The organism is Micromonospora sp. NPDC052213, assembly GCF_040679695.1.
GTDB lineage: Bacteria > Actinomycetota > Actinomycetes > Mycobacteriales > Micromonosporaceae > Micromonospora.
This window is the reverse complement of record NZ_JBFAVI010000161.1, coordinates 1-16,088: the sequence shown is the minus strand read 5'-3', so window position 1 is coordinate 16,088 and position 16,088 is coordinate 1. Positions and strand designations below refer to the sequence as shown.

General features: G+C 73.8%; 16 protein-coding genes and 1 pseudogene. 11 read left to right on the top strand and 6 right to left on the bottom strand.

The window, feature by feature from the left end; all coding sequences use genetic code 11:
* Window positions 1-309: pseudogene (locus AB0L34_RS27410) on the top strand (hypothetical protein); the annotation flags it as partial.
* Between the two features lie 149 nt (window positions 310-458).
* A complete protein-coding gene (locus tag AB0L34_RS27405; RefSeq protein ID WP_350708519.1) occupies window positions 459-1,046 on the top strand; it encodes a YbjN domain-containing protein in 588 nt (195 codons plus the stop codon).
* A gap of 124 nt (window positions 1,047-1,170) precedes the next feature.
* Here the strand turns inward: AB0L34_RS27405 and AB0L34_RS27400 are convergent, their stop codons facing one another.
* The 3 genes from AB0L34_RS27400 to AB0L34_RS27390 all read right to left on the bottom strand — a co-directional run bounded on the left by AB0L34_RS27400 (window position 1,171) and on the right by AB0L34_RS27390 (window position 4,365).
* The gene (locus AB0L34_RS27400; protein WP_350708727.1) at window positions 1,171-1,560 is read right to left on the bottom strand and encodes a globin; all 390 of its coding nucleotides are present in this window, start codon (window positions 1,558-1,560) and stop codon (window positions 1,171-1,173) included.
* 91 nt (window positions 1,561-1,651) lie between these two features.
* Entirely contained in the window at window positions 1,652-3,085 is a 1,434-nt protein-coding gene (locus tag AB0L34_RS27395) for an MFS transporter (protein ID WP_363707814.1), read from the bottom strand.
* A gap of 230 nt (window positions 3,086-3,315) precedes the next feature.
* Window positions 3,316-4,365, bottom strand: a complete 1,050-nt coding sequence (locus AB0L34_RS27390; RefSeq protein ID WP_363707806.1) for a mechanosensitive ion channel family protein — start codon at window positions 4,363-4,365, stop codon at window positions 3,316-3,318.
* Between the two features lie 298 nt (window positions 4,366-4,663).
* Here AB0L34_RS27390 and AB0L34_RS27385 point away from each other — a divergent pair, with 298 nt between their 5' ends.
* Window positions 4,664-5,197: an HNH endonuclease gene (locus AB0L34_RS27385; RefSeq protein ID WP_357462945.1), complete on the top strand. Its 534-nt coding sequence runs from the start codon at window positions 4,664-4,666 to the stop codon at window positions 5,195-5,197.
* Between the two features lie 18 nt (window positions 5,198-5,215).
* Here AB0L34_RS27385 and AB0L34_RS27380 read toward each other — a convergent pair whose 3' ends face one another.
* The 3 genes from AB0L34_RS27380 to AB0L34_RS27370 all read right to left on the bottom strand — a co-directional run bounded on the left by AB0L34_RS27380 (window position 5,216) and on the right by AB0L34_RS27370 (window position 7,173).
* Window positions 5,216-5,995 (bottom strand): class F sortase, encoded by a 780-nt coding sequence (locus AB0L34_RS27380; protein ID WP_363707812.1) that lies wholly within the window; start codon window positions 5,993-5,995, stop codon window positions 5,216-5,218.
* 105 nt (window positions 5,996-6,100) lie between these two features.
* Window positions 6,101-6,583 (bottom strand): hypothetical protein, encoded by a 483-nt coding sequence (locus AB0L34_RS27375; protein WP_363707810.1) that lies wholly within the window; start codon window positions 6,581-6,583, stop codon window positions 6,101-6,103.
* Window positions 6,584-6,720: 137 nt separating this feature from the next.
* Entirely contained in the window at window positions 6,721-7,173 is a 453-nt protein-coding gene (locus AB0L34_RS27370) for an Lrp/AsnC family transcriptional regulator (protein WP_357462939.1), read from the bottom strand.
* A gap of 168 nt (window positions 7,174-7,341) precedes the next feature.
* On the opposite strand from AB0L34_RS27370, the gene AB0L34_RS27365 reads away from it, so the two are divergent.
* From AB0L34_RS27365 to AB0L34_RS27330, 8 genes are read left to right on the top strand one after another with little or no spacing between them, the layout of a single operon-like run.
* Complete coding sequence (locus AB0L34_RS27365; protein ID WP_363707804.1) at window positions 7,342-8,241, top strand: tryptophan 2,3-dioxygenase family protein; 900 nt, start codon at window positions 7,342-7,344, stop codon at window positions 8,239-8,241.
* 19 nt (window positions 8,242-8,260) lie between these two features.
* A complete protein-coding gene (gene kynU, locus AB0L34_RS27360; RefSeq protein WP_363707802.1) occupies window positions 8,261-9,568 on the top strand; it encodes a kynureninase in 1,308 nt (435 codons plus the stop codon).
* A complete protein-coding gene (locus tag AB0L34_RS27355) occupies window positions 9,565-10,902 on the top strand; it encodes an NAD(P)/FAD-dependent oxidoreductase (protein WP_357462930.1) in 1,338 nt (445 codons plus the stop codon). Before kynU ends, AB0L34_RS27355 begins: the two co-directional genes overlap by 4 nt.
* A 23-nt stretch (window positions 10,903-10,925) precedes the next feature.
* A complete protein-coding gene (locus tag AB0L34_RS27350; RefSeq protein ID WP_363707808.1) occupies window positions 10,926-12,407 on the top strand; it encodes a 2-hydroxymuconic semialdehyde dehydrogenase in 1,482 nt (493 codons plus the stop codon).
* A complete protein-coding gene (locus AB0L34_RS27345; RefSeq protein ID WP_357462928.1) occupies window positions 12,404-13,201 on the top strand; it encodes a fumarylacetoacetate hydrolase family protein in 798 nt (265 codons plus the stop codon). The genes AB0L34_RS27350 and AB0L34_RS27345 overlap by 4 nt, the downstream gene beginning before the upstream one ends.
* Window positions 13,198-14,154, top strand: a complete 957-nt coding sequence (locus AB0L34_RS27340; protein WP_363707800.1) for an acetaldehyde dehydrogenase (acetylating) — start codon at window positions 13,198-13,200, stop codon at window positions 14,152-14,154. Before AB0L34_RS27345 ends, AB0L34_RS27340 begins: the two co-directional genes overlap by 4 nt.
* A complete protein-coding gene (gene dmpG / locus AB0L34_RS27335) occupies window positions 14,151-15,209 on the top strand; it encodes a 4-hydroxy-2-oxovalerate aldolase (RefSeq protein WP_363707798.1) in 1,059 nt (352 codons plus the stop codon). Before AB0L34_RS27340 ends, dmpG begins: the two co-directional genes overlap by 4 nt.
* A gap of 56 nt (window positions 15,210-15,265) precedes the next feature.
* Entirely contained in the window at window positions 15,266-16,039 is a 774-nt protein-coding gene (locus AB0L34_RS27330; RefSeq protein WP_363707796.1) for a fumarylacetoacetate hydrolase family protein, read from the top strand.
* The last annotated feature ends 49 nt before the right edge of the window (window positions 16,040-16,088 follow it).

The following is a 16,088-nucleotide window of genomic DNA, read 5'->3' as shown; positions in this document are numbered from 1 at the left end:
CGCGACGCCGCCGCGCACGGCGTGGCCGGCCGGGCGGTCGGCCAGCGGGCGCTGCGCGACGCGCTGCTCGACCACGTGCCGGTGGTGGTCACCCCCGACGACCCGCCCGGCGAGCCGGTCGAGGTCACCCAGCGGATGGTCCAGGGGTTGGTCCGGATGGGCTTCCTGGGCGCCGCCGGGGAGGCTGCCGGCGCGACCGGCGCGGGCGACGTCCAGGTGCGTACGGTCGGCCGTTGGGTCGGACTCGTGGGACCTTACGGAGCGACCTGGTCGCAGAAGGCTACGGATCTTGCCGTGCGGCCCCTCTGAGGTCATCCGTTCGGATGACCCGTGGTCATTCTTCTGTCCTGGGGCTGTCGTTGGGGGGGTGCTTCAACCCGGCTGTCCGGGTACCGTCCATCCTCGGATCCAACGCACCGTAGGCGGCTGGATCCGCTGGGGAGTGAGGTGCGCGAACGATGCCGTGGTGGTCATGGCGCCCCGGTCCCGCCAACGGTGGCGGCGATCCGGACAGTCGGAGCGGGATCACAGTGGAGGGCACCGTCCGGGTCGGACCACCGGCCCCCCGTCAGCCGGGAGACGACTGCCCGGCGGCCGAGCGACCCGTGATGGCCGACATGCCGGCCACCGTCGAGCCGGTCACCCTGCGTCGCGTCTGCGACGCGCTCGACCTGCTCGACGTGCGCTACCTGGCCGACGGCGACGGGAACCTGCTGGCCATGTGGGAGCGGCACGCGGTGCTGGTCACCCTGGAGGGCCCCGAGGACGAGATCCTGGTGATGCGGGCCCGTCCACACGCGACGGTGCCGCCCGACTGGGCCGACCGGGCCTACCGGGTGGTCAACGAGTGGAACCACACCCGCCGCTTCTGCAAGGCCTACATCGGCGACCCGACGGAGCGCGGGCAGCTGCCGATCTACGCGGAGCTGCAGGTGCCGTTCGGCGCCGGGGCGCACGACGCGCTCCTGGTCGAGATGCTCGACTGTGGCGCGGCGGTGGCCACCAGCTTCGTCGACTGGCTGCACGACGAGGGCGCCCTGCTCTGAGTCGAGGTCGTCCTGCTCCGAGCCGAGGCGGCCGTGTTGCGAGCGGAGACGGTCTTGCGCCGAGCCGAGACCGTCCGGGGCCGACGCGGCCTGCCCCGAGCCGACCCCCGTGCCCGGCGCGCGGTCAGGCGGGCCCGGCCGGGTCCTCCATCATGTTGACCATGAAGTACGCGGCCCGCTCCAGGTAGTCCCAGAGCGCGGTGGCGATCTCCGGCGGCAGGTCGAGCCGGTCGACGGCGCGGCGCATGTGCAGCAGCCACGCGTCCCGTTCGGCGGCGCCGATCCGGAACGGCGCGTGGCGCATCCGCAGCCGGGGGTGCCCGCGCTGGGCGGAGTACGTGTGCGGGCCGCCCCAGTACTGCATGAGGAACAGGGCCAGTCGGTCCGCGGCGGGGCCCAGGTCCTCCTCGGGATACATGGGACGCAGCAGCGGATCGGTGGCGACCCCGGCGTAGAACTCGTCCACCAGCTTGCGGAAGGTGGGCTCGCCGCCCACCGCCTCGAAGAGGGTCATCGACGCGCCGGGACGGTCGGACTCACCTGCGGGATTCACCGTTCCATCCTGCCAGGTGCCATCCGCGGCGTCGGGGGGTGGCGGCTGTGCGTCAGCTCACCGCGTGCCGCTGGTAGCCCGGCTCGCCCGGCCGGCCGCCCACCGGATCGCCGTCGAGCTGCTCCGACGGGCCGCGCCGGCCGTCCCCCGACGGCCCCGTCTCCGTACCGGCACCGGCGGCCAGCGGGACCGCCGTGCCCGCTGTCGCCCTGCCCGCCGCCTCGGCCCCCGCGACGGCCGCGTCGACGGCCGGCCGGCTCGGCCAGCGCAGGGCGACGAGCGTCATCAGCAGGACGCCGACCGCGCTCCACACCCCGACCACGATCGGGATCGGGTAGCGCTCGGACAACAGCCCGGTGATCAGGACGGCCAGGCCCTGGATCACCTGGAGGCCGGTGGCCATCACCCCGAAGGCGCGCGCCCGGAAGCCGGCTGGCAGGGCCCGGACGAAAAGGCCGTTGGCCACGGGGAGCATGCCGGCGACCGCGAACCCGGAGGCCGCGGCGAGCAGCGCCACCACCAGCGCCGGCGGGTCGAACAGGGCGGGCACCAGGGCCAGCGGGGAGAGCACCGCCAACGGCCGCATCATGGTCAGCCGCCGGTCCGACCCGAACGCCCGGCCGACCACGAGGCCGCCGACGATGAAGCCGACGGGGCTGGCCGCCATGATGATCGCCTGGGCGGTGCCGGCGTCCAGACGACCGGCGTGCTCGCTGGCCCAGGCGGCGGCCAGGCCCTCCGGCACCACGGAGAAGAGCATGGCGGCGAAGACCAGGACGGCGATGGCCCGCAGCACCGGGGTGCCGAACACGATCTGGAAGCCCTCCGCGGTCTCCCGCAACAGGTGGCTGCGGTGGGCGGCCGTCATCGCCGGCGGGCGGTCCGCCACCCCGAAGCGGACCAGCGCGGCCGACAGGGCGAACGTCGCCGCGTTGATCAGGAGCGCGACCGTGGGGTTGAAGGCGGCGATGGCCGCGCCGGCGAGGTAGCCGACGACCTGGGCGGCCTGGCCCACGCTGCTGTTGATCGACAGCCCCAACACCAGCCGGTCCCCGGTGAGGATCAGGGGGATCAGCGCGGACTTGGCGGCCTGGCTGGGTGGGTTGGCCAGGGTGGTGGCGAAGAGCAGCGCCAGGATCAGCGGGACGGGAATGCCGGGGATGGCGATGCCGACCATCAGCACCATCCGGACGAGGTCGCAGACCACCATGACCTGCCGGTAGCGGTGCCGCTCCGCGAGCGTCGCGAGCAGGGGGCCGCCGACCAGCCAGGGCAGATAGCTCACCGCGAACGCGGCCGCGGAGAGCGCGACCGACCGGGTCGCCTCGTAGACCAGCAGGGTGACCGCGGCCTTGGCGATGTAGTCGCCGATCCAGGAGAGAGCGCTCGCCGTGAAGACGGCGCGGTATTCGCGATCGACGAACACCTCACGGAAGGTTGCCGGCCCTTCCGGGGATGGTCGCTCGTCGGGCACCGTCGCCTCCATCGTTCCCGGGGCGGTCCACTCGTGATGGACGGGCCCGAGAACCGTCGTCAGATTCACGGATCAGCGAGGACGTGATCACGCTCTGGGGGAGCGCGTGCACCGGATTCTGCCCGATCGTCTGACAACTGGCTAGGGCGAACGGATTGATCGTCGCATCTCCGACTGAACGAACGGACGATACCCGAGGGGCCGCCCGGACCGCGACCCCCGCCGATGGACTCCCGGCCGGCTCAGGTCGCGCCGCCCTGCCCGGTCTCGCCGGGGGCGGCGATCGGCACGCCGGGATAGAGCCGGGCGGCCGCGATCTTCGCGGTGATGCCGGAGTTCTCCAGCGCCTCGGCCAGCCGGCGCCGCAGCTCCCGGCCGACCGCGAACTGCCCGTCGGCGGTCGTCTTGACCACCGTACGGATCACCGCGCCCTCGACCGTCATCTGCTCGACGCCCAGCACCTCGGGCGCCTCGACGATCTCCGGCGCCAGCTCCGGGTCCACCGCCACCGAGGCGGCCGCGGTCCGCAGCACCGCCGTGGCCTGCTCGGTGCCGGCGAAGCCGATCGGCAGGTCCACCACGACCAGGGCCCAGCCCTGGCTCTTGTTGCCCACCCGGACGATCTCGCCGTTGCGGATGTACCAGAGCACGCCCCGCCCGTCGCGGACGGTGGTGACCCGCAACCCGACAGACTCCACCACGCCGGTCGCCTCGCCGAGGTCCACCGTGTCGCCGACGCCGTACTGGTCCTCGATCAGCATGAACAGGCCGGCGAGCAGGTCCTTGACCAGGCTCTGCGCGCCGAAGCCGAGCGCCACGCCCGCGATGCCGGCGCTGGCGAGCAGCGGGGCCAGGTCGAAGCTGAACTCCTTGAGCACCATCAGCACCGCGATGCCGAAGATGAACGCCGTGCTGAGGCTGCGCAGCACCGATCCGATCGCCTCGGCCCGCTGGCGGCGCCGCTCCGGGACGAACTCGCCCGGCTCGGCGGCGGCGGTGGGGATCCGTTCGCGCAGGGGCCGCAGCATGGTGGGCACGCCCGCGTCGGTGGTGGTGCGCACCAGCCGGCTGATCGTCCGGTGCACCAGCCACCGGGCGGCGACCGCCAGCAGCAGGATCATGACGATCCGCAGCGGCTTGAGCAGGATCCAGTAGCTGCCCTCGGCGAACCACACCGAGTTGGTGATGTCGAAGACGCTGCGGCAGAGCGCGTCGTCCAGGCAGGTCGGCGACGGGTCCGGCGTCGGCGCCTCGACGGCGGGCAGGGCGAGCGGCGGGAGGCTGGCGGTCACGCTGTCTTCGTACCGCACCGCGGGCCGCGTATTCCCGCCGACCCTCCGGGCCGTGACCGGGGCCCCGCGCGGCGCGGGTCGCGGCGGCCCGTACGAGGGCGAACCGGTCATCGTGACAGACGGGGGAAACGCTTCCGGAGGGACCCCCGGATTAGTACGTGCAATCCGGGGGCCGATCAGGGACGATGGGCGCACGGACGTCGGTGATCCGGCCGGCGTCGGCCGCGGTGGGTCGCTGTGCCCGTTTCCCGGTCGGCGGTGGTGAGTGCGGGGCCGCTGAACCGGGAGGGTGATCGCGATGCCTGACATACGACCCACGGTGGGCTCCGGTGCGCTGGTCCTCAACGCCACCTACGAGCCGCTGTGTGTCGTGTCCGTGCGTCGTGCCGCCATCCTCGTGCTCTCCGCCAAGGCGGTCTGCGTCGCCGACGGCGACGGCGTCCTGCACAGCGCCCGCAACGCGCTGCCGGTGCCGTCGGTCGTCCGGCTCACCCGCTTCGTGCGGGTGCCCTACCGCACCCACGTCGGGCTCTCCCGGCGGGCGATCTTCGCCCGGGACGGCTGGCGCTGCGCCTACTGCCGGGGCCCCGCCGAGACCATCGACCACGTCTTCCCGCGCAGCCGTGGCGGCCGGCACGCCTGGGAGAACGTCGTCGCGGCCTGCGCCCGGTGCAACCACACCAAAGGCGACAAGACCCCGGCCGAGCTGGGCTGGCGGCTGCACGCGCTGCCGGCCGCCCCGAAGGGCACCGCCTGGCGGGTCCTCGGCCACCGGGCGCCCGACCCCCGCTGGGCCGACTGGCTCGACCTGCGTGAGCCCGAGGCCGCCTGACCCGCGAGGCCGCCCCGGTCAGGCGGTGCGGGATCGGACGAGGGACGCGAAGACCACCACGTTGTCGGCGTAGCCGGTCTCCCCGCCGACCCAACGCCCGCCGCAGGTGATCAGGCGTAGCCGGGGGCGGCTGAAGTCGCCGAAGACCTCGTCGACGGGTAGCCGCTCCTTGCCGAAGCGCTCGACCGTGTCCACCTCGAAGACCGCCACCGAGCGGTCGGCGCGGGTGACCTCGATGGGGTCGCCCTCCCGCAGGTCCCGCAGCTTGTGGAAGACCGCCGGCCCGGTCGAGGTGTCGACGTGCCCGACGATGACGGCCGGGCCGTACTGCCCCGGGGTGGGGCCCTGGTCGTACCAACCGGCCTCCTGGGCGCGGGCGGCGTCCGGCACGCCGATGCTGCCGTCCGGGGCGATGCCGACGTCGTGTACGGGCGCCCGGACGTCGATCGGGTCGATGGTGATGTCGACGGGAGGGCTGGCGGGCAGCACCGGGAACTTCTTCGGCGGTGGCCGCAGCCCCGCGATGAACCGGTCCGGCAGCACGCTCACGCCGGCGACCCGCTCCACGGCGAGCATCGCGATGATCAGCACCATCAGCGTCCCGATCACCAGGACCGGGAGTCCGGGGTTCCGGCCGGGCGCCAGCCGGCGACCGGCGGCAACCCAGCGGTGCCGGGGTCGGGTGGGCAGCGGCCCGACCGCCGGGTCGGTGGTGGCGACGCTGGCCGACACCGTCTCCCCGGCCACCCGCCGCAGCCGGCGGACGGTGGCGGCCGCGGCCCGGCGGGACGCCCGCAGCGCCCGCCGGGTGGTCGCCCGGACCCGGCCCGGGTCGGATCGCCTGACCCGGCCCGGGTCGGATCGCCTGGTACGCCTCTGGGAGCGGGCCATGGCGGCGGGGGGTCAGGAACCGGTCCCGGTCCGACGACGGTTGCCGAGGAATCCGAAGCCCACGGCCAGGGCCACCGCGGCGAGGCCGCCCACCAGCAGCACCGAGCGGGTGCCCGTGCCGCCGGCGGTGCCGCCGCCCCCGGTCGCCGGCCCCTTCGTGGGCTGCTCCATGTTCAGCACCGTGAGCGTGGTCGTCGCGGTGTTGCCGTTCTCGCAGCGCAGGTCGACCGGGAAGTCCCCGGGCTGCTTGTTGCCCGGGATCGTGGCCTGGGCGGTCAGGAAACCGTTGTCGGGCCGCAGCACCACCGGTCCCCCGAAGGCGTCGGAGCGTACGGTGGCCTGGCGGTTGTTGGCGTTGTCGCAACTGGCCCGGATCCTGACCCGGGTGCCGGCCTGGGCGCTGTTGGGCACCACCTCGACGAAGGTGTTCTCGCCCGCCCGCGCGGGCGCGGGCGCGATCGTGATCAGGACGAACGCCCCGACCAGCCCCAACACGGACAGGGCGCTGGTCAGGGCACGTGTGAACGCTGTGAACACCGGCATGATCCCCCCTTCCGGTGACGATCACCGGAATCCTCCCCGGGCAACAGCGCCTGCTTTCCCGCTGGCCCCGGGGCAAACCCGGATCGCGGTCAGCGGTGGCGGGGGGAGGAGAGCGGGGTGACGGGGTGCCAGTCCAGCGGGGTGGACAGGACCATCGTGCTGGACGGCTGGCCGTACGGGGCGAGCCGGTCGATGACGGCCTCGAACTCCCCGATCGACCCGGCCGCCACCTTCAGCATGCTGCACGCGTCGCCCGTGATGCGGTGGATCTCCAGGATCTCCGGCCACCCCGCGACCTCGGGGTCGTGCAGGATGCACCGCGAGCCGTAGCAGGACATCCGGATGAACGCGACCACCGTGCGGCCGGCCCGGGTCAGGTCGACGTGGGCGTGGTAGCCGGCGATGATCCCGGCCTCCTCGAGCCGGCGCACCCGCTCGGCCACGGCCGGCGGCGACAGGTGCACCCGCCGGGACAGCTCGCTGAAGGAGAGGCGCGCGTCGGCCTGCAGCTCCCGCAGCAGCGCCCAGTCCATGTCGTCCATGAGGCGACCTTACTTTCTCCAAGCCGAATCGCGCTCGCACCTTCCGCGCCGCAGGTCGGAGGGCGGTAGAGCCGTTGATCCGGCATTCCATCTGCCCGTTCCACCGCGAGATCATGTCGGTCACCCGGCCCGGTCAGGTCGGCGCACCCAGCGAGCAGAGGAGGAGCGGTGGAGCAGACGGACCTGCGGGCGCCCACCCGGGCGGCGGTACGCCCGGTCACCCCGGGGCAGCGCGCCGCCCGAGCGGCCCGCAACGGCGGGGAGCCGACCCTGGAGTTCGCCGAGCGGGTGCCGTACGACGCGTACGTGCAGGCCAGCACGCTGCACCGGCTGCAGCGACCGCTGAGCGACGACCCGGGCGAGATGTCCTTCCTGATGGTCAGCCAGATCATGGAGCTGTACTTCGGGCTGACCTGCCACGAGCTGCGCGAGACCCAGCGGCTGCTGCGTGCCGACCGGGTGTGGGACGCGCTGGCCCCGCTGCGCCGTGCCGCCCTGCACTTGGAGGCGCTGAACGCCGCCTGGAAGGGGCTGCGCTGGATGACCCCGGCCGACTTCAACCGGTTCCGCAACCTGCTGGGCGAGGGCTCCGGCTTCCAGTCGGCGATGTACCGGCACCTGGAGTTCCTGCTCGGGCTCCGGGACGAGGCGCTGATCCGGCCGTTCCGGCGCCAGGCCGAGGTGTACGCCGAGCTGCGGGCCACCCTGGCCGCGCCGAGCGTCTGGGACGACGTGCTCGCGCTGCTCGCCCGGCACGGCCACGACCTCCCGGCCGACCTGCTGGACCGGGACGTCGCCGTCGAGCACGAGCCGCACGCCGCCGTCGAGGCGGCCTGGGTGCGGATCTACGCCCACGCCGGGCCGGACAACCACCTCCGGCTGCTGGGCGAGGCGCTGACCGAGGTCGCCGAGCAGTTCGGCGACTGGCGACAGCACCACGTCAAGGCGGTGCAGCGCACAATGGGCGCCAAGGTCGGCAGCGGCGGCTCCGCCGGACTGGCGTGGTTGCAGCGCAGCATGGCCCGGGTGGTCTTCCCCGAGCTGTGGTCGGCCCGGACCGCGATGTGACCGGAGAGCGAGACACCCCATGAACACCCCCGCACCAGACTCTTCCGGGTTCGCCGCCGGCGAGGCCGAGGCGCACCGCCGCGACGCCGCCGACCCCGGGCACCGCCACCTGTTCCACGTGCCGGCGGCCGACGGCGGCCGCTACCCCGAGGCCGCGTACCTGGCCGGCAACTCCCTCGGCCTGCAACCGCGGGCCACGCGTGGCGAGCTGCTCGCCGACCTGGACGCGTGGAGCCGGCTGGGGGTCGAGGGCCACCTGGAGGCGGAGCGCCCCTGGCTGCCGTACCACGAGCTGCTGACGGCGCCCGCCGCGCGACTGGTCGGCGCCGCCCCGGCGGAGGTCGTGGTGATGAACTCGCTGACGGTGAACCTGCACCTGCTGATGGTCAGCTTCTACCGGCCGGCCGGGGCGCGGACCCGGATCGTCATCGAGGACAGCGCCTTCCCCTCGGACAGCTACGCCGTGCGCAGCCAGGCCCGCTTCCACGGCCTGGACCCGGACGCCACCGTCGTCCGGTTGCGCCCCCGCGCCGGTGAGGACACCCTGCGCACCGAGGACGTGACCGACTACCTGGCCGCCGAGGGCGACCGGGTGGCGCTGGTGCTGCTCGGCGGGGTCAACTACCTCACCGGCGAGCTGATGGACATTCCGGCGATCACCGCCGCCGGCCGCGCGGCGGGGGCCGTGGTCGGCTGGGACCTGGCGCACGCCGCCGGCAACGTCCCGCTGGCCCTGCACGACTGGGACGTCGACTTCGCCGCCTGGTGCTCCTACAAGTACCTCAACTCCGGGCCGGGCGCGCTGGCCGGCGTGTTCGTGCACGAGCGGCACCTGGGCGACCCCGGGCTGCCGCGCTTCGAGGGCTGGTGGAGCACCGACGCGGCGACCCGGTTCGAGATGACCCCGGTCTCCCGCCCGCCGGCCACCGTGGAGGCGTGGCAGGTCTCCAACCCGCCGATCTTCGCGATGGGCCCGGTGCGGACCTCACTGGAGCTGTTCGACTCCGTCGGCATGCCGGCGCTGCGCGAGCGCAGCATCCGGCTCACCGGCTACCTGGCAGGGCTGCTCGACGAGGTGACCGCGGACCGCCCGCTGACCGTGGTCACCCCGCGCGAGCCCGAGCGGCGGGGCTGCCAGCTCTCGGTGCGGATCGGCGCGGGCAGCGCCGCCGGGCTGGCCAAGCGGCTGCGGCACGAGCACGGCGTCATCGCCGACGCCCGGGAACCGGACATCATCCGGTTCGCCCCGGTGCCGCTCTACTCCACGTACCACGACTGCTGGCGGGTCGCCGACGCGCTGGCCACCACGGTGGAGGTCAAGGCATGACCGAGGAACGGGACGAGATCGCGGTGGTCGGCGCCGGCCTGGCCGGCTGCCTGCTGGCCTGCTTCCTGGCCCGCCGCGGCTACCCGGTGGCGCTCTACGAGCGGCGGCCCGACCCGCGTACCGGCACCGTCGAGCGGGGACGCTCGATCAACCTGGCGCTCTCCGAGCGGGGTCTCGACGCGCTGCGCCGCATCGGCCTCGACGGGCAGGTGCTCGCCGACGCGCTGCCCATGCGCGGCCGGATGGTCCACCCGGTCGTCGGGGAGCCGCAGTTCCAGTCGTACAGCGCCTCCGGCGACCGGGCGATCAACTCGATCAGCCGGGGTGCGCTGAACAACGCCCTGCTGGACGCGGCCACCGCCCTGCCCGGGGTGCGGACCGCCTTCGACCACCGGCTGGTCGGGCTCGACCCGGCCACCGGCGAGATGACCTTCGAGACTCCGGCGGGCAAGGTCGCGGCCAGCGCGTCGGTCGTGCTCGGCGCCGACGGCGCCGGCTCGGCGGTGCGCGGGCAGTTGCTGGCGTACGGGCTGTTGACCGAGAGCCTGGACTTCCTCGACTACGGCTACAAGGAGCTGACGATCCCGCCGCTGGGCGGGGACTTCGCCCTCGACCCGGACGCCCTGCACATCTGGCCGCGCGGCACCTCGATGATGATCGCCCTGCCGAACCCGGACCGCTCGTTCACCTGCACGCTCTTCTGGCCCACCCACGGCACCGCCAGCTTCGCCTCGCTGGGCAGCCCCGCGGCGATCGAACGGCACTTCGCGGAGCACTACCCCGACCTGCCGCCGCTCGCCCCGAACCTCGTCGACGACTACCAGCACAACCCGGTGGGCGTGCTCGGCACCGTGCGCTGCACGCCGTGGCAGGCGGACGGGCGGGTCGGCCTGCTCGGCGACGCGGCGCACGCCATCGTCCCGTTCTACGGCCAGGGCGCCAACTGCGCCTTCGAGGACGTCGTCGAGCTGGACCGCTGCCTGGACGAGTGCGCCGACGACTGGTCCGCGGCGCTGCCGCTGTTCCAGCAGCGGCGGCAGGCCAACGCCGAGGCCATCGCGCGGATGGCGCTGGCCAACTTCGTGGAGATGCGGGACAAGGTGGCCTCCCCGTTGTTCCAGGCCGGCCGGAAGGTCGAACACGCGCTGGAACGGGCGCTGCCGGGCCGGTACGTTTCCCGGTACGAGCTGGTGTCCTTCTCGACCACCCCGTACGCCGAGGTGGTGCGGCGCGTCCGCCGTCAGCACCGGGTGCTGGGTGCGGTGGCCGCCGGCGCGGCGGCGCTGCTGGCCGGCGCGGTCGGCGTGGCGATCAACCGAGGGAGGCGTCGATGACCGTCACCTGGGATCCCCGGCTGATGACCGGGCGGGCGCCCGACGGTCCGGGTCTGCTGCGCAACTTCGTCGGCGGCGAGTTCGTCGACGCCGGGCGCCGGTTCACCAAGCGCAGCCCGGTCACCGGCGAGCCGGTCTTCGAGGTCGTGGAGGCCGACCGGGCGCGCGTGGACGACGCCGTCGCCGCCGCGCGGGCGGCGCTGCGCGGGCCGTGGGGCCGGATGGGGGAGCGGGAGCGCGCCGAGGTGCTCCGCCGGGTCGCCGACGAGCTGGAGCGCCGCTTCGACGACCTGGTCACCGCCGAGGTCGCCGACACCGGCAAGGCCATCTCGCAGGCCCGCACCCTGGACATCCCGCGCGGCGCGGCGAACTTCCGCGCCTTCGCCGAGATCGTGGCGACCGCGCCGACCGAGTCCTTCACCACGGTCACCCCGACCGGCGGCCGGGCGCTGAACTACGCGGTCCGCAAGCCGGTCGGCGTGGTCGCGGTGATCGTGCCGTGGAACCTGCCGCTGCTGCTGCTCACCTGGAAGGTCGCCCCGGCCCTGGCCTGCGGCAACGCGGTGGTGGTGAAGCCCAGCGAGGAGACTCCCGCGTCGGCGACCCTGCTCGCCGAGGTGATGGCCGCCGCCGGCGTGCCGGACGGGGTGTTCAACCTGGTGCACGGCTTCGGCCCGGACTCGGCCGGGGAGTTCCTCACCCGACACCCGGGGGTCGACGCGATCACCTTCACCGGTGAGTCGGCCACCGGCGGCGCGATCATGCGGGCCGCCGCCGACGGCGTGAAGGCCGTCTCCTTCGAGCTGGGCGGCAAGAACGCCGGGCTGGTCTTCGCCGACGCCGACCTCGACGCGGCCGTGGCCGGATCCGTCCGCTCCAGCTTCACCAACGGCGGGCAGGTCTGCCTCTGCACGGAGCGGATCTACGTGCAGCGCCCGGTGTTCGAGGAGTTCACCGCCCGGCTCGCGAAGCGGGCCGGGGAGCTGCCGTACGGCTGGCCGGCCGACGAGGCCACCGTCAACATGCCGTTGATCTCGCACCAGCACCGCGCCAAGGTGCTCGGCCACTACGACCTCGCCCGCGCCGAGGGCGCCGAGGTGCTGGCCGGGGGTGGCACGCCGGCCTTCGGCGACGCCCGCGACGGCGGCGCGTACGTGCAGCCGACGGTGCTGACCGGGCTGGGCCCGGACGCCCGCACCAACACCGAGGAGATCTTCGGCCCGGTGGTGCACGTCGCCCCGTTCGACGACGAGGACGAGGCGTACGCGCTGGCCAACGGCACCGAGTACGGCCTGGCGGCGACGGTCTGGACGCGGGACGTCGGGCGGGCGCACCGGGCCGGGGCCCGGCTCGACGCCGGCATCGTCTGGGTGAACACCTGGTTCCTGCGCGACCTGCGCACCCCGTTCGGCGGGGTGAAGGCGTCCGGGATCGGGCGCGAGGGCGGCGTGCACTCGCTCGACTTCTACTCCGAACTCACCAACGTCTGCGTGGACCTGACATGACGGATTACGAAGCCGCGGCCCGGGAACTTGTCGAGGCGCGGGAGAACGGCAAACCCTGCCCGCCGCTGCGCGGGCGGCTGCTGCCCGAGGGGGACGTCACCTCGGCGTACCTCGTCCAGCAGCTCCAGGTGCGGCAGTGGTTGCAGCGGGGCCACCGCCGGGTCGGGGCGAAGATCGGGCTGACCTCGCGGGCGGTGCAGGAGGGCCTCGGCGTCTACCAGCCGGACTTCGGCGTGCTGACCGACGCGATGGCGGTGCCGGACGGGGCCGAGGTGGCGATCGACCGGCTGCTCCAGCCCCGGGTGGAGGCGGAGGTCGCCTTCGTGCTCGGCGCGGACCTGCCCGACGAGCGGGTCACCACCGCGGACCTGGTCCGGGCGGTCGACCACGTGCTGCCGGCGATCGAGATCGTCGACTCGCGGGTCGCCGGCTGGGACATCTCCATCGTGGACACCGTCGCCGACAACGCCTCCAGCGGCCTGTTCGTGCTGGGCACCACGCCGCGCCGCCTCGCCGACGTGGACCTGCGGCTGTGCGGGATGGTCCTCGAACACGCCGGGGAGCCGGTGTCGGTCGGCGCGGGCGCGGCCTGCCTGGGCAACCCGCTGCACGCGCTGGAGTGGCTGGCGCAGACGCTGGCCCGCTCCGGCGATCCGCTGCGCGCGGGCGACGTGGTGCTCTCCGGGGCGCTCGGCCCGATGGTGCCGGTGACCCCGGGCGCGGCGTACGAGGCGCGGGTCTCCGGCCTCGGCTCGGTCCGGACGTGTTTCTCGTCGTCGGAGGAGGCGGCATGACTGTCGGAGTGGCGGTGATCGGGTCGGGCAACATCGGCACCGATCTGATGATCAAGGTGCTCCGGCTGAGTGACAGCCTCCGGATGGTGGCGATGGCCGGCATCGACCCGGCGTCCGACGGCCTGGCCCGGGCCCGGCGCCTCGGCGTGGCGACCACCGCCGAGGGCGTCGACGGGCTGGTCGCGATGCCCGAGTTCGCCGACGTCGAGCTGGTCTTCGACGCCACCTCGGCCGGCGCGCACCGGCACAACGACGCGGTGCTGCGGGGGCACGGCCGCACCGTGGTCGACCTGACCCCCGCCGCCGTCGGCCCGTACGTCGTGCCCCCGGTCAACCTCGACGAGCACCTGCACGAGCGCAACGTCAACATGGTGACCTGCGGCGGGCAGGCCACCGTGCCGATCGTCGCCGCCGTCGGCCAGGTCACCCCGGTCGCGTACGGGGAGATCGTCGCCTCGATCGCCTCGAAGTCGGCGGGGCCGGGCACCCGGGCGAACATCGACGAGTTCACCGAGACCACCGCCCGGGCGATCGAGGTGGTCGGCGGCGCCGAGCGCGGCAAGGCGATCATCGTGCTCAACCCGGCCGACCCGCCGCTGCTGATGCGGGACACGGTCTACTGCCTCTGCCCGGACGCCGACGCCGACCGGGCCGCGATCGCCGCCTCGGTGGCGCGGATGGTGGCGACCGTCCAGGAGTACGTCCCCGGCTACCGGCTCAAGCAGGACGTGCAGTTCGACCGGGTCGACACGTACGTGCCGTCGCTGGGTCGGCACCTGACCGGGTTGCAGGTCTCCGTCTTCCTGGAGGTCTCCGGCGCCGGGCACTACCTGCCGGCGTACGCCGGGAACCTGGACATCATGACCTCGGCCGCGCTGCGCACCGCGGAGCGGCTGGTGGCCCTGCGCGCGGCGGTGACCGACCGCGACGCCGCCGTGGAGGTGACCGCATGACCGACCTGTACATCCAGGACGTGACGCTGCGCGACGGCATGCACGCCATCGCGCACCGCTACACCGTCGACCAGGTGCGCACCATCGCCGCCGCGCTCGACGCGGCCGGGGTGGCCGCCATCGAGGTGGCGCACGGCGACGGGCTCGCCGGCTCCAGCGTCAACTACGGCCACGGCGCGGCCAGCGACGCCGAGTGGATCTCGGCGGCGGCCGAGGTGCTGACGACCGCGAAGCTGACCACCCTGCTGCTGCCCGGCATCGGCACCATCGCCGACCTGAGGGCGGCGAAGGCGCTCGGGGTGACCAGCGTGCGGATCGCCACCCACTGCACCGAGGCGGACATCTCCGCCCAGCACATCTCCTGGGCCCGCGAGAACGGCATGGACGTCTCCGGCTTCCTGATGATGTCGCACATGAACGATCCGGCCGGGCTCGCCGCCCAGGCCAAACTGATGGAGTCGTACGGGGCCCACTGCGTCTACGTCACCGACTCCGGTGGCCGGCTGCTGATGTCCGACGTGGCCGAGCGGGTCGACGCGTACCGGCAGGTGCTGGAGCCGGCGACGCAAATCGGCATCCACGCCCACCACAACCTGTCGCTCGGGGTGGCCAACAGCGTGGTCGCGGTCGAGCACGGGCGGATCCTCGGCGACGGCCCGCTCGGCGCGCCGCACGGCCGGACGGTGCGGGTGGACGCCTCACTGGCCGGGCAGGGCGCCGGCGCCGGCAACGCGCCGCTGGAGGTCTTCGTCGCCGTCGCCGAGCTGCACGGCTGGAAGCACGGCTGCGACGTCTTCGCGCTGATGGACGCCGCCGACGACGTCGTCCGGCCGCTGCAGGACCGGCCCGTGCAGGTCGACCGGGAGACGCTCTCGCTGGGGTACGCGGGGGTCTACTCCAGCTTCCTGCGGCACGCCGAGCGGGCCTCGGACAAGTACGGCGTGGACGTCCGGTCGATCCTGGTCGAGCTGGGCCGGCGCCGGATGGTCGGCGGGCAGGAGGACATGATCGTGGACGTGGCGCTGGACCTCGCCGGCAAGGAGGAATCGTTGTGAGCGCGAGGAGTGAGCCGGTTTTTGCGAGCCCCGCAGTCGCGAACGGAGGTGGCACGGTGATCGGCCCGGACACGGCGGGGATCGCCGAACGGTTGGGCGTGGCGGCCGACACCGCCAGCGCGATCCCGCAACTGGCGGCCGAGGCCGGCCTGGACGTCGACGCCGCGTACGCGGTGCAGACCGCGCTGTTGCAGCGCCGGCTGGACCGGGGCGAGCGGCTGGTCGGGCTGAAGATGGGCCTGACCAGCAAGGCGAAGATGGCCCAGGTCGGCGTGGACGAGGTGATCTGGGGTCGGCTCACCGACACGATGCGGGTGCCGGACGGCGGCACGGTCGAGGTCGGCGACTTCATCCATCCCCGGGCCGAGCCGGAGGTGGCGTTCCTGCTGGACCGGCTCCCCGAGCCCGGCGAGCCGGTCGGCGACTTCACCGACGCGGTCCGGGCGGTCGCCCCGGCGATCGAGCTGATCGACTCCCGGTACGCGAACTTCACCTTCTCGCTGCCGGACGTGGTCGCCGACAACGCGTCGGCCGCCGCGTTCGTGGTCGGGCCGTGGTGCCCGGTGCCGGACGGGCTGGACAACCTGGGCGTGCTGCTGGAGGTCGACGGGCGGGTGGCCCAGGTCGGCTCGACCGCGGCGATCCTCGGTGACCCGCGCCGGGCGTTGGACGAGGGGATCCGCCTCGCGGGCCGGCACGGGGTGCGCCTGCGCGAGGGCTGGGTGTTCCTCGCCGGCGCGGCCACCGCCGCCGTGCCGCTGCGTCCGGGGGCGCACGTCCGGGCCGTGGTGGAGAAGCTCGGCACCGCGTCGCTGCGGGCGTCGTCGTGATCGGCGTCGGGGGTTCCGGGCAGCCCACCCGGCTCCGGGTGGTCAGACC

Bases quoted from the DNA above. Each gene is read 5' to 3' on its own strand.
- AB0L34_RS27405 (WP_350708519.1), top strand. From the start codon at position 459: ATGCCGTGGTGGTCATGGCGCCCCGGTCCCGCCAACGGTGGCGGCGAT.
- AB0L34_RS27400 (WP_350708727.1), bottom strand. From the start codon at position 1,560: ATGACCCTCTTCGAGGCGGTGGGCGGCGAGCCCACCTTCCGCAAGCTG.
- AB0L34_RS27395 (WP_363707814.1), bottom strand. From the start codon at position 3,085: ATGGAGGCGACGGTGCCCGACGAGCGACCATCCCCGGAAGGGCCGGCA.
- AB0L34_RS27385 (WP_357462945.1), top strand. From the start codon at position 4,664: ATGCCTGACATACGACCCACGGTGGGCTCCGGTGCGCTGGTCCTCAAC.
- AB0L34_RS27370 (WP_357462939.1), bottom strand. From the start codon at position 7,173: ATGGACGACATGGACTGGGCGCTGCTGCGGGAGCTGCAGGCCGACGCG.
- kynU (WP_363707802.1), top strand. From the start codon at position 8,261: ATGAACACCCCCGCACCAGACTCTTCCGGGTTCGCCGCCGGCGAGGCC.
- AB0L34_RS27355 (WP_357462930.1), top strand. From the start codon at position 9,565: ATGACCGAGGAACGGGACGAGATCGCGGTGGTCGGCGCCGGCCTGGCC.
- AB0L34_RS27350 (WP_363707808.1), top strand. From the start codon at position 10,926: ATGACCGGGCGGGCGCCCGACGGTCCGGGTCTGCTGCGCAACTTCGTC.
- AB0L34_RS27345 (WP_357462928.1), top strand. From the start codon at position 12,404: ATGACGGATTACGAAGCCGCGGCCCGGGAACTTGTCGAGGCGCGGGAG.
- AB0L34_RS27340 (WP_363707800.1), top strand. From the start codon at position 13,198: ATGACTGTCGGAGTGGCGGTGATCGGGTCGGGCAACATCGGCACCGAT.
- dmpG (WP_363707798.1), top strand. From the start codon at position 14,151: ATGACCGACCTGTACATCCAGGACGTGACGCTGCGCGACGGCATGCAC.